Below are 12,441 nucleotides of genomic sequence, written 5' to 3' on the forward strand. Positions count from 1 at the left end.
CCGCGGCCTGTGGGCGCGGGCCGACTGGACGCCCTTCGGCCATGGCTTTCCCTATTCGGCCTCGCAACTGAAGCAGGTTCTGCGCGACACCATGTTCGTGCCGGAGCGCACCGGGCACGCCCTGTTCCTGCCGCCGCTGCGCTCCCGCTTCCTGATGAAGACCGCCCCGGCCTGGGAGGAGGTCGGCTGCCGCTGGTTCAAGGCCTTTGCCGGCGTCACGATGATCGAGGCGTCCAAGCAGATCTTCGCCGGCGTGTCGCGCAAGACCCAGCAGCCCGCCAAGCGCCGCCTGATCGTTCCGCTTCCCGGCGGCGCGGCCCCGGCCCGCCGCCCGGCAGGGTCCGGCGCGTGGCGGGTGTCGGAGGAGCCGTGAGCCTTGCTCCGGGGCCGTTGCGGTTTGTAACCTTTCTGGTCACCGCAGCGGATCGGACCCCATGGCGAAAGCGAGCGTTCTCATCGTCCCCGGACTCGGCAACTCCGGTCCCGACCACTGGCAAAGCTGGCTTCAGCAGCGCCACCCATCCTTCACGCGGGTCGAACAGGCCGACTGGGACGCGCCGGTCCTGAACGACTGGGTGCGGTCGCTGGAGGACGCTGTGGCCGCCGCGTCTGCGCCGGTGGTCCTGATCGCCCACAGCTTGGGCTGCATAGCGGTCGCCCGCTGGGCCGTGTGCGACGGCTCGTCGGTCGGCAAGGTCGCCGCCGCCCTGCTGGTCGCCCCGCCGGACGTTGAATCGGCGGACCACACGCCGCCGGAGGTTCACGGCTTCGCCCCGGTGCCCACCGACCCGCTGCCCTTCCGCACAGTGGTGCTGGCCAGCCACGACGACCCCTACGCCCCAATCGCCCGCTCCTGCGGCTTCGCGGTGGGGTGGGGCGCCGATTTCATCGACGGCGGCGACCTCGGCCACATCAACACCGACGCCGGCTACGGTCCCTGGCCGGACGGCGAGCGGCTTGTTCTCGACCTGCTGCGTGCGGTGGACAGCGGCGCTTGAGCCGTCACTGCGGCTGGCCGCTCACCGTCTTCACGCCCTCGCCATAGGTGAATTCCGGCGCCCGCGCGAGTTCGGCCGCCGGGAGGTCCAAAGTCGGCGGTGTGGAGCCGTCGGCACCGGCAGCCGCGCCCGCGATGTCGGTGCGCAGCATGCTGACCGGCAGGGACCGCAGCTTCCCGTCCGCCCCGCTGCCCTCGGCGGGAGCCAGCACGATCCGTTCGATCGAGGCGGCGCTGCCGTCCAGCGTGAAATCCTTGATGGAGCCGCCGGGCTGACCGTCGCGGGTCCGCACCTCCTTGCCGATCAGGGTCCGCGCCTCCTCCGGGGTCAGCAGATGGGGAATCGCGGCGACGGAGGGGGCCGCGCGCTGCATCTCGTCCGACGGAGCCGCACCGCCGAGTCCCTCCGGCGAGGTCGCCGGTGGCGTGGCCGGGGTGTCGTCCGGTCGCGGCGCCGTCATCAACGGGGGCCGCGCGGCGTCCGGTGACGCTTGCGGCGTTTGCGCCGAGGCGGCGCCGGCCAGCAGCAGGGCGGCGGCCGATGCGGCGAGGACGGAGGAAGGGACGAGGCGCATGGTGCGTGGCTCCCGCTGGTCTGTTGTTGAACGGACTTCGCCTATCAACAGCGCCAGCGGGGCAGGGGTTGCATCGCCGGGAAGCGGCGGGGGCCGGTCAGTCCCGGCGCAGCAGGAAGACGCCCTGCTCGCCCAGCAGGTTCGCGAGCCCGGAATGGGCATGGCCCGTGACCCGACCGGTGCGGTTCACGATCATGCAGCGCTCGATGCGGATGCCCATCTCCTCCGCCAGGACGACGAAGTCCTTGATCGTGCAGAAATGGATGTTGGGCGTTTCCCACCACTGGTAGCCCAGCTTCTCCGTCACCGGCATGCGCCCGGTCAGCAGAAGCTGCGCGCGGATGCGCCAATAGCCGAAATTGGGCACCGACACGATGGCCCGCCGCCCGATGCGGGTCATCGTCTCCAGCACCGTCCGCGGCTCGCGCATCGCCTGGAGGGTCTGGCTGAGGATCACGTAGTCGAAGGCGCCCGGCGGGTAGTCCTTCAGGTCGGCTTCGGCGTCGCCCTGGATGACCGACAGGCCCTGGGCCACGCACTGGTGCACGCCGTCCATCGACAACTCGATCCCGCGCCCGTCCACCCCCTTCCGGCGGGACAGGAAGGCGAGCAGGGCGCCGTCGCCGCAGCCGACGTCGAGCACGCGGCTTCCCGGCTCCACCATCTCGGCGATCAGCTTGAGGTCGGAGCGGATGCCGTTGCCGGAGGCGGCACGGGCGGCGGACGGCGTGTCGTCGAGGGGGCTCATGGCCGGGAGGTCCGTGTCAGGCCGCGGTGTTCGGCGCAGCCCTCCAGGAAGCCGCGGATCACCTGATGGAATTCGGGCTCGTCGAGCAGGAAGGAATCGTGGCCCTTGTCGGTGCGGATCTCCACGAAGCTGACGTTGGCGGCCACGGCGTTCAGCGCGTGCACGATGGCCCGCGATTCGGAGGTTGGGAACAGCCAGTCGCTGGAGAAGCTGGCGAGGCAGAAGCGCACCGGCGTGCCCTTGCCGTCCTTGCGGAAGGCGTTGGACAGGGTGCCGCCCCCGTAATCCGCGGCGAGGTCGAAATAGTCCATCGCCCGCGTGATGTAGAGGTAGGAGTTGGCGTCGAACCGCTCGACGAAGGTGATGCCCTGGTGGCGCAGATAGCTTTCCACCTGGAAATCGGCGTCGAAGCCGTAGGTGACGGTCTGGCGGTTCTGCAGGTTGCGCCCGAACTTGCGGTGCAGCGCCGGCTCCGACAGGTAGGTGATGTGCGCGGCCATGCGCGCCACCGCCAGCCCGCGGTGGGGGCGGGTGCCCTCCAGCAGGTAGTTGCCGCCGGCCCAGTCCGGATCGGCCATGATCGCCTGCCGGCCGACCTCGTGGAAGGCGATGTTCTGCGCCGAATGGCGGGCCGCCGTGGCGATCGGCACCGCGGCGAAGACCGACTCCGGATAGGCGACGGCCCATTGCAGGACCTGCATGCCGCCCATCGAGCCGCCGATCACGCAGAACAGCTGGTCGATCCCGAGATGCTCCACCAGCAGCTTCTGCGCTCGCACCATGTCGCCGATGGTGATGACGGGGAAGCCGAGGCCGTAGGGCTTGCCGGTCGCCGGATTGGTCTCCTTCGGTCCGGTGGAGCCCATGCAGCCGCCGATCACGTTGGAGCAGATGACGAAATATCGATTGGTGTCGACCGGCCGGCCCGGACCGACCAGCATCTCCCACCAGCCGGGCTTGCCGGTCACCGGATGCTGGTCGAGCACGTAATGGTCGCCGGTCAGGGCGTGGCAGATCAGGACGGCGTTCGACCGGTCGGCGTTCAGCGCGCCGTAGGTCTGGTAGGCGACCTCGAAGGGACCCAGCTCCGCCCCGCTGTCCAGCCGCATGGGCCGGTCCACCCCGAGCGTGACCCGGTGGCCGGGCATTGTCGCGGGCTCGGCAGGCACGGCGCCAGACACGGCGGCGGCGGGGTTCGGCGCGGACATGACGGGTCGGTGGTCTCCGGAAAATGGGAGGGTATAGCTACGGATCGTCGGTTGGGAGTGTCAACGTTTTCTTTGATTTCGCGTCGCTTGCGGACTACTACTATCCGGCTTTGGATTCGCCCTGGATTTGACGGTTTCCCGCCCCATGCCTCCGCCCAAGTCCCCGCTCGACGATCTGCGCCGCGAGATCGATCACATCGACGATACGATCCACGACCTGCTGATGCGCCGCGCCGCGGTGGTGGAGCGCGTCGGCGTCGTCAAAAGCCAGATCGAGGCCGCGGAAGGCCAGGTCAGCGGGAACCCCCAGACCCCGATCTATCTGCGCCCGGCGCGCGAGGCGGTCATCCTGCGCCGCCTGATGGCGCGCCACGCCGGCTCATTCCCGGCGATGGCCGTCACCCGCATGTGGCGGGAGATGATCACCGCCTTCACCCGGCTCCAGGGACCCTTCGCCGTCGCGGTCTACGCGCCGGAGGACCGCCGCGGATTCTGGGACGTGGCCCGCGACCATTTCGGCAGCGTCGTTCCGATGACCGCCGTCAATTCCCCCGCCGCGGCCATCCGCGCGGTGTCGGAGGGCACGGCCACCGTCGGCGTCGTTCCCTACCCGGCGGAGGACGACGCGGACCCCTGGTGGCGCTTCCTGGTGTCGTCGGATGCGCGCACGCCGCGCGTGGTGGCGCGGCTGCCCTTCGCCGGGCGCGGCAACGCCCGCGGCGAGGACCGCGACGCGCTGGCCATCGCGCTGGTCCCGCACGAGCCGACCGGCGACGACCGCACCCTCCTGGGGATCGAACTGGGGCATGACCTCAGCCGCGGCCGGCTCAAGGACCATCTGGAGACGAGCGGCCTCGCCCCGACCTATTTCTGCACCTGGCACGCCCGCGACCCGTCCGGCCCGTCGATCCATCTGGTCGAGGTCGCCGACTTCGTCGACCACACCGACCCGCGCCTGTCCGCCTTCGCCGGCCGGCTGGGCGAGATCCCGGTGCGGATCAACATCGTGGGCGGCTACGCCGTCCCGCTTCATCTCTCCACCTCATCTTTTCAATAACGCCCGCAAGGTCTGAGACCTGACATGACCCAGCCGAACAACGGCCCGGCGCCCCGCCCGGGGATTCTCGACATCGCCCCCTACGTCGGCGGCGAGCATGCGGGGCACATCCGCCTTGCCTCCAACGAAGGCGCGCTCGGCCCCAGCCCGCGCGCCGTGGAGGCCTACAAGGCCGCCGCCGGCGAGTTGCACCGCTACCCGGACGGCGGCTCCGCCAAGCTGCGCAAGGCCATCGCGGAGCGCTTCGGCCTGGACGCCGACCGCGTGGTCTGCGGCGCCGGTTCCGACGAGCTGATCGCCCTGCTGATCCGTGCCTACGCCGGACCGGGGGACGAGGTGCTGTACTCGCAGCACGGTTTCCTGATGTACCCGATCGGCGCCAAGTCGGTCGGCGCCACCCCGGTCCAGGCGCCGGAGACGAACCTGACCACCGACGTGGATTCGCTGCTGGCCCACGTCACGCCGCGCACCCGGCTGGTCTTCGTCGCCAACCCGAACAACCCGACCGGCACCTACATCACCGCCGACGAGATGGCCCGCCTGCACGCCGGTCTGCCGGAGAACGCCATCCTGGTCATCGACGCGGCCTACGCCGAGTACATGAACCACAACGACTATTCGGCGGGGCAGGAGCTGGTCGACCGCTTCCCCAACGTGGTGATGACCCGCACCTTCTCGAAGATCTTCGCGCTGGGCTCGGTCCGGCTCGGCTGGGCCTATTGCCCGGCGGGGATCGCCGACGTGCTGAACCGCGTGCGCGGTCCCTTCAACGTCTCCTCCGCGGCGCAGATCGCCGGGGTGGCGGCGCTGGAGGACACCGCGTTCCTGGAGCGCTCGCGCAGCCACAACACCGAATGGCGGGAGTGGTTCGTCCAGCAGGTGCAGGGGCTGGGGCTGAAGACCCATCCCAGCGTGACGAACTTCGTCCTGGTCGACTTCGCCGGCCAGACTGCCGGCAAGGACGACGCCGAGGCGGCGCGCCTGTTCCTCAAGGGCCGCGGCATCCTGGTCCGCCAGATGCCCGCCTACGGCCTGCCGAGCTGCCTGCGCGTCACCATCGGCACGGAAGCCGAGATGCGCGAGGTGGTGCAGGCGCTGAAGGACTTCCTGACGGCGTAAGACCGGAGTGGTTTCCCCTCTCCCGCCCCGGGAGAGGGAGGGGCCCGCCGCGAAGCGGTGGGAGGGTGAGGGTGTAGGCAAGAATCAGCGCCTTGATCCTTGCGCTACCCTCACCCGACCCTTCGGGCCACCCTCTCCCGGGACGGGAGAGGGGATCGCGCCGTTGCGCGCGCTTCCTCACGAGGCGGCCGACCAAACTTTCCCTTGGTCACGCGGCGGCTTGGTGCTTTATAGCGGGGCGTTCTGCAACCCATCCGCAGCCGGTGCCTTGAGATCATGAGCGAGACCGCAGCCCCCTTGGCCGCCCCCCTGTTCGACCGCGTCGCCATCGTCGGCGTCGGTCTGATCGGTTCGTCCCTGGCGCGGGCGCTCACGCATTACGGGGTGGCGCGTCAGGTCGTCTGCGCAGACCGCAGCCCGGAGCATTGCGCCAAGGCGATGGAACTGGGCATCGTCGAGCGGGCCACGACCGATCTGGCGGAGGCGTTGGAGGGTGCTGACGTGGTGGTCCTGGCGACGCCCGTCGGCGCCTTCGCCGAGGTGGGGGAGCAGCTCGGGCCGCTGCTGCGCCCCGGCATGATCGTGACGGACGTCGGTTCGGTGAAGCAGGCGGTGCTGCGCGATGTCGGGCCGCACATCCCGGACGGTGTGCATCTGATTCCCGGCCACCCGGTGGCGGGCACCGAGCATTCGGGGCCGGAGGCGGGCTTCGCCACCCTGTTCCAGGGGCGCTGGTGCATCGTCACCCCGCCGCCCGGCGCCAACGAGGGCGCGGTGGACAAGGTGGTGACGATGTGGCGCCGCATCGGTTCCACCGTGGAACTGATGGACGCCAACCACCATGACCGCGTGTTGGCGATCACCTCGCACCTGCCGCACCTGATCGCCTACACCATCGTCGGCACGGCGTCCGACCTGGAGGACGACACCAAGTCCGAGGTCATCAAATTCTCGGCCGGCGGTTTCCGCGACTTCACCCGCATCGCCGCCAGCGACCCGGTGATGTGGCGCGACGTGTTCCTGAACAACCGGGAAGCGGTCCTGGAAATCCTCCAGCGCTTCACCGAGGACCTGACCGCCCTCCAGCGCGCCATTCGCTGGGGCGAGGGGGAGCAGTTGCAGGACCATTTCACCAAGACCCGCGCCATCCGCCGCGGCATCATCGACGCCAAGCAGGCCTGACCGGTCCGGTTGCGCCGTATGGCTGGCGCAACCGTTTGACGTCCTGTTTTCACATAAAAATTCCGATAAATGATAATTGCACATATGTGAATTACACATCAGGCAGCAAAAGACGACTTGCCTGATAGGGATCGCCCGTGTTCAATAATCCCCGGCACCGCGCCTTCGACCGTCAGACTGGGGAACACCGTTCATGCCGTCGCGCTTCAGCCAGAGCCTCATCGCCGTCGGGCTGGTGACATTGGCCGCCCTGGCGACCGCCAGCGCCGCGAGCCGCAGCACGATCCTGAACGTTTCCTACGACCCGACGCGGGAGCTGTACGAGGAGTTCAACCCGGCCTTCGCCCGCACCTGGTCGGAGGCGTCGGGGGAGACGGTGGTCATCCACCAATCGCACGGCGGATCGGGCGCGCAGGCGCGCTCGGTCATCGACGGGCTGGACGCCGACGTGGTGACGCTGGCTCTGGGCTACGACGTGGACGCCATCGCCGACGCCGGGCTGATTGCCAAGGATTGGCGGACGCGCCTGCCGAACAACAGTTCCCCCTACACCTCCACCGTCGTGTTCCTGGTCCGCAAGGGCAACCCGAAGCGGATCAAGGACTGGGACGATCTGGTGAAGCCGGACGTGGAGGTGGTCACGCCCAACCCGAAGACCTCGGGCGGGGCGCGCTGGAACTACCTCGCCGCTTGGGCCTATGCGCTGAAGAGCAACGGGAACGACGAGGCCAAGGCCAGGGCATTCGTCGCCGAGCTGTACCGGCATGTCCCGGTGCTGGACAGCGGCGCCCGCGGGGCCGCGCTGACCTTCGCGCGCAAGGGCGTCGGCGACGTCCTGCTGGCCTGGGAGAACGAGGCCTTCCTGTCGCTCCGGGAGTTCGGCGCCGACCAGTTCGAGATCGTCGTGCCGTCCCTGTCCATCCTCACCGAGCCGCCGGTCGCCGTGGTGGACAGCGTGGTCGACCGCAAGGGCACCCGCAAGGTGGCCGAAGCCTATGTGCAGTATCTCTACACCCGCGAGGGGCAGGAGATCGCCGCGCGGAATTTCTACCGGCCCCGCCACCCCGAGCTGGCGCGGCAATATGCCGGACGCTTCTCCCCGGTGGCGCTGGTGACCGTGGACGATGTCTTCGGCGGCTGGCGCAAGGCCCAGGCAACCCATTTCGCGGAGGGCGCCCTGTTCGACCAGATCCAGGCAGCGCCCCGCTGAGTCCCAGGAATTCAACGCTTATTCACAGAACGGGAGGGCCAAACACCATGAGCACGACATCGACCCCCCGGAGCACGGACCCCCGGAGCACGGTTGGCGACGCCAACCCGCTGACCGGCGTGATCGCCGAGAACATCCGCAGCTTCCGGCTCCGCCAGGGGCTGTCCGTGGATGCGCTCGCCAAGCTGTCGGGGAACAGCCGGGCGGAACTGGCGGCGGTGGAGGCCGGGCAGGGGCCGTCCAGCATCGATTTCCTGTGGACCATCGCCCGCGCGCTCGACGTGCCCTTCTCCAGCCTGCTCAGCAGCGGGGGCAGCGGCGGGACCACGGTGATCCGGCGGGCGGACAGCCGGCCGCTGGCCTCGCGCGACGGACGCTTCAGCTCGCGGGCGCTGTTTCCCTTCCGCGGCGAGCGGCAGGTGGAGTTCTACGAGCTGCGCCTCGCCCCCGGCACCGACGAGCGGGCTGACGCCCACACCATCGGCACGGTGGAGAACATTTTGGTCGGGCGCGGCGTGGTCGAGATCGAGACCGGCGACGGCACCCACCGGCTGGAGGAGGGCGACACGATCCAGTTCGATGCCGACGCCCCCCACGCCTACCGCAACGTGGGCGACGGCGAGGCGCTTCTCTACCTCGTGATGACCTACGTCTTCTGATTCCGGCGTTCTCTGACCCTGGGTCAGGCGGCGGTCCGCACGCTGGCGTCGCCGTTGGCGGGGGCCTGCGGTCCGCTGTCGCGGGACATCTCCGTCTTCAGGGCGGCGGCGAGCTGCCGGAAGGTTTCCTTGCGGCCGGAGGTGCGGCGCCAGACCAGCCCGATGCGGCGGAACGGCCGCTCACCGCCCAGCGGGCGGACCACCACATCCAAACCGCGCAAAATACCCGAGTCGAGCGCCATCTGCGGCAGCAGTGTCACCCCCAGCCCGTTGGCGACCATCTGGACCAGCGTGTGCAGGCTGGTGCCCTGGAACGCGGCGCTTTGCCGCGCCCCCTCCATGGAGCAGGCGGCCAACGCGTGGTCGCGCAGGCAGTGCCCATCTTCCAGCAGCAGCAGATCGTCCAGCGCCACGTCGGACGGGCGGGGCGTGGTGACGTCGCTCAGCCGGTGCTCGGGCGTGCAGACCACGGAGAAGCGGTCTTCGGCGATGTCGATCGATTCCACGTCGCCGGACGGATAGGGCAGGGCGAGGATGGCCGCGTCCAGTTCCCCCGACTCCAGCCGGTCGAGCAGCCGGGCGGTCTGGTCCTCGCGCAGGAACAGCTTCAGCTTGGGGAAGCTGTCGCGCAGGGCCGGCATCACGCGGGGGATCAGGAAGGGGCCGATGGTCGGGATCACGCCCAGATGGAGCGGCCCGGACATCGGGTCCTCCACCGAGCGGGCTATGTCCACCAATTCCTCCGCACCCTTCAGGACGGTGCGAGCGCGGTCGGCGATCTCGCGGCCCAGCGGGGTCGGCAGGACGGTGCGCCGCGTGCGCTCCAGCAGCGGGGCGCCCAGCAGATTCTCCAATTCCTGGATGCCGGCGCTGAGCGTGGACTGGCTGACGAGGCAGGCCTCGGCCGCCTTGCCGAAATGGCAGCGATCGACGACGGCGACGAGGTAGTGGAGCTGACGCAAGGTGGGGAGGGGCTTCATGCACCGCACAATAATCGGTTTTATCGATCAAAGCGATTGGTATTTTTCGCTTCCATCGCTGACCCATTGCCCCTAACTTCCCTGGTGTCAAGCGACCAACGAGGGGGGAGCAGACTTCCGGCAGGGATGCCGCGGCACCGGTAGCCCATATGGGACACCATTGGGGAGACGGGGCCAGGCTGGCAGGACACCGGAGTGACGCTTGCTCCAATCATTCAGACTGATGGAGAAATCATGTCCTTGATCAACACCGAGATTAAGCCGTTCAAGGCGACCGCTTTCAAGGGCGGCAAGTTCATCGACGTCAGCGACGCCGACCTGAAGGGCAAGTGGTCGGTCGTCTTCTTCTACCCGGCGGACTTCACCTTCGTGTGCCCGACCGAGCTGGAAGACCTGGCCGATAACTACAGCGAGTTCCAGAAGCTCGGCGTTGAGATCTACAGCGTTTCGACCGACACCCACTTCTGCCACAAGGCCTGGCACGACACCTCGCCGGCCATCGGCAAGATCGGCTACACCATGGTCGGCGACCCGACCGCCACGATCTGCCGCAACTTCGAGATCCTGATCGAGGAGAAGGGCCTCGCCGACCGCGGCACCTTCGTCGTCGACCCGGACGGCAAGATCCAGATCGTCGAGATCACCGCCGGCGGCATCGGCCGCGACGCCCGCGAGCTGCTCCGCAAGGTGAAGGCCGCCCAGTACGTCGCCTCGCACCCGGGCGAGGTCTGCCCGGCCAAGTGGGAAGAGGGTGAGAAGACGCTCGCCCCGTCGCTCGACCTCGTCGGCAAGATCTAAGCCTCTCCGGCTTGATCCTCTGGGAACCGCCGGCCGCAACCGCGGCCGGACGGTTCGGTCGCGGCCACGCCGGCCGCGGCGCCACGGCTTCGGGCCCGGATCGATTCCGGGCCCGGATCACGAGTGGCCTTCATCCGTTCAAAAAAAGTCTGTTCAAAGACACTCTGCTGCCCGGACCCGCCCTGGCGCCACCGGGCTCGCTTCGAAAAACCACTTTCGGGAGCCCTCGCCGTGTTGGATAGCAACGTCAAAGGCCAGCTCAAGGCCTATTTCGACAAGATCACGCAGCCCATCGAACTGGCCGCCTCCCTGGACGACGGCGCGAAATCGCAGGACATGCAGGCTCTGCTGCAGGACATCGCGTCCCTGTCGGACAAGATCACCTTCGTCCGCACCGACGACGACGCGCGCAAGCCCTCCTTCGCGATCAAGCGCACCGGCACCGACGTCGGCGTCCGCTTCGCCGGCCTGCCGATGGGCCACGAATTCAATTCCCTCATCCTCGCCCTGCTGCAGGTCGGCGGCCACCCCTCCAAGGAGTCGGCGGAGGTCATCGAGCAGGTGAAGGCGCTGGAGGGTGAGTACAGCTTCGAGACCTACTTCTCGCTGTCCTGCCAGAACTGCCCCGACGTGGTGCAGGCCCTGAACCTGATGAGCGTTCTGAACCCGCGGATCAAGCATGTCGCCATCGACGGCGCGCTGTTCCAGCAGGAGGTCGACTCGCGCAAGATCATGGCCGTCCCGTCGATCTTCCTGAACGGCGAGCCGTTCGGCCAGGGCCGCATGGGGCTGGAGCAGATCCTCGCCAAGATCGACACCGGCGCCTCGCAGCGCGACGCGGAGAAGATCAAGGCCAAGGACGCCTTCGACGTGCTGGTGATCGGCGGCGGCCCGGCCGGCGCCGCGGCGGCGATCTACGCGGCCCGCAAGGGCATCCGCACCGGCGTGGCGGCGGAGCGTTTCGGCGGTCAGGTGCTCGACACCATGGCCATCGAGAACTTCATCTCCGTGTCCCACACCGAGGGGCCGAAGCTGGCCGCCGCGCTGGAGCAGCACGTCAAGGAGTATGAGGTCGACGTGATGAACCTGCAGCGGGCGGAGAAGCTGATCCCCGCCGCGGGTCCGGGCGGCCTGATCGAGGTCCAGCTCGCCAACGGCGCCTCGCTGAAGTCGAAGACGGTGATCCTGTCCACCGGCGCCCGCTGGCGCCAGATGGGCGTCCCCGGCGAGGACGAGTACCGCAACAAGGGCGTGGCCTACTGCCCGCACTGCGACGGCCCGCTGTTCAAGGGCAAGCGCGTGGCGGTGATCGGCGGCGGCAACTCCGGTGTGGAAGCGGCGATCGATCTGGCCGGCATCGTCGCCGAGGTGACGCTGATCGAGTTCGACAGCCAGCTCCGCGCCGACGAGGTGCTCCAGCGCAAGCTGCGCAGCCTGCCCAACGTGCGCGTCATCACGTCGGGCCTGACGACCGAGGTGCATGGCGACGGCACCAAGGTGACCGGCCTCAGCTACAAGAACCGCAACACCGGCGAGGTGCACCGCATCGATCTGGAGGGCATCTTCGTGCAGATCGGCCTCGTGCCCAACACCGAGTGGCTGAAGGGTGCGGTGGCGCTGAGCCCGCGCGGCGAGATCGAGGTGGACGCGCGCGGCCAGACCTCCGTCCCCGGCGTGTTCGCGGCGGGCGACGCGACGACGGTGCCCTACAAGCAGATCGTCATCGCCATGGGCGAGGGCTCGAAGGCCGCCCTGTCGGCCTTCGACTACCTGATCCGCATGGCGCCGGTGGAGGCCGTCGCCGCGGCTTAAGGGGGGCGATGGTTTGCGAGGTGGCCGTGTAGGGCCTTATACACATCGGCAGGCGCCGGCGAACTACCCTGTGTAGGTGTTGGGGGGGGCGGGAGC

The 12,441-nt window shown here is 68.8% G+C and carries 12 protein-coding genes and 1 pseudogene; 9 read left to right on the plus strand and 4 right to left on the minus strand.

The annotated features are described in order from the left end of the window. Both GBZ26_RS19715 and GBZ26_RS19720 read left to right on the plus strand, forming a co-directional pair. Positions 1-373 (plus strand): annotated as a pseudogene (locus GBZ26_RS19715) (methyltransferase type 11); the annotation flags it as partial. Between the two features lie 61 nt (positions 374-434). Further along, positions 435-998 carry an RBBP9/YdeN family alpha/beta hydrolase gene (locus tag GBZ26_RS19720; RefSeq protein WP_174440302.1) on the plus strand — a complete coding sequence of 188 codons (564 nt, stop codon included), beginning with the start codon at positions 435-437 and terminating at the stop codon, positions 996-998. A 4-nt stretch (positions 999-1,002) separates the two neighbouring features. Here GBZ26_RS19720 and GBZ26_RS19725 read toward each other — a convergent pair whose 3' ends face one another. From GBZ26_RS19725 to metX, 3 genes are all read right to left on the minus strand, one after another. Continuing rightward, on the minus strand, positions 1,003-1,572 hold the full coding sequence (locus GBZ26_RS19725; protein ID WP_174440303.1) for a PRC-barrel domain-containing protein: 570 nt from the start codon (positions 1,570-1,572) through the stop codon (positions 1,003-1,005). Between the two features lie 97 nt (positions 1,573-1,669). Then, a complete protein-coding gene (gene metW, locus GBZ26_RS19730; RefSeq protein WP_174440304.1) occupies positions 1,670-2,320 on the minus strand; it encodes a methionine biosynthesis protein MetW in 651 nt (216 codons plus the stop codon). Then, on the minus strand, positions 2,317-3,528 hold the full coding sequence (gene metX, locus GBZ26_RS19735; RefSeq protein ID WP_174440305.1) for a homoserine O-acetyltransferase MetX: 1,212 nt from the start codon (positions 3,526-3,528) through the stop codon (positions 2,317-2,319). The genes metW and metX overlap by 4 nt, the downstream gene beginning before the upstream one ends. Before the next feature lie 145 nt (positions 3,529-3,673). Here metX and GBZ26_RS19740 point away from each other — a divergent pair, with 145 nt between their 5' ends. The 5 genes from GBZ26_RS19740 (at position 3,674) to GBZ26_RS19760 (ending at position 8,755) form a co-directional block, all read left to right on the plus strand. Then, on the plus strand, positions 3,674-4,585 hold the full coding sequence (locus GBZ26_RS19740; protein ID WP_174440306.1) for a chorismate mutase: 912 nt from the start codon (positions 3,674-3,676) through the stop codon (positions 4,583-4,585). Between the two features lie 24 nt (positions 4,586-4,609). Further along, entirely contained in the window at positions 4,610-5,704 is a 1,095-nt protein-coding gene (gene hisC, locus GBZ26_RS19745; protein WP_035678717.1) for a histidinol-phosphate transaminase, read from the plus strand. Between the two features lie 276 nt (positions 5,705-5,980). Further along, on the plus strand, positions 5,981-6,886 hold the full coding sequence (locus GBZ26_RS19750; protein WP_174440307.1) for a prephenate/arogenate dehydrogenase family protein: 906 nt from the start codon (positions 5,981-5,983) through the stop codon (positions 6,884-6,886). Positions 6,887-7,079: 193 nt separating this feature from the next. Further along, positions 7,080-8,096 carry a sulfate ABC transporter substrate-binding protein gene (locus GBZ26_RS19755; RefSeq protein ID WP_174440308.1) on the plus strand — a complete coding sequence of 339 codons (1,017 nt, stop codon included), beginning with the start codon at positions 7,080-7,082 and terminating at the stop codon, positions 8,094-8,096. 47 nt (positions 8,097-8,143) lie between these two features. After that, a complete protein-coding gene (locus GBZ26_RS19760; protein WP_174440309.1) occupies positions 8,144-8,755 on the plus strand; it encodes a helix-turn-helix domain-containing protein in 612 nt (203 codons plus the stop codon). A gap of 23 nt (positions 8,756-8,778) precedes the next feature. Here the strand turns inward: GBZ26_RS19760 and GBZ26_RS19765 are convergent, their stop codons facing one another. After that, on the minus strand, positions 8,779-9,735 hold the full coding sequence (locus GBZ26_RS19765) for a hydrogen peroxide-inducible genes activator (RefSeq protein ID WP_174440310.1): 957 nt from the start codon (positions 9,733-9,735) through the stop codon (positions 8,779-8,781). A gap of 234 nt (positions 9,736-9,969) precedes the next feature. On the opposite strand from GBZ26_RS19765, the gene ahpC reads away from it, so the two are divergent. Beyond that, positions 9,970-10,533: an alkyl hydroperoxide reductase subunit C gene (gene ahpC, locus GBZ26_RS19770; RefSeq protein ID WP_137104973.1), complete on the plus strand. Its 564-nt coding sequence runs from the start codon at positions 9,970-9,972 to the stop codon at positions 10,531-10,533. A 231-nt stretch (positions 10,534-10,764) separates the two neighbouring features. Further along, entirely contained in the window at positions 10,765-12,345 is a 1,581-nt protein-coding gene (gene ahpF / locus GBZ26_RS19775) for an alkyl hydroperoxide reductase subunit F (RefSeq protein ID WP_174440311.1), read from the plus strand. Positions 12,346-12,441 lie beyond the last annotated feature (96 nt).

It is taken from the genome of Azospirillum formosense (genome assembly GCF_013340925.1).
Lineage (GTDB): Bacteria > Pseudomonadota > Alphaproteobacteria > Azospirillales > Azospirillaceae > Azospirillum > Azospirillum formosense.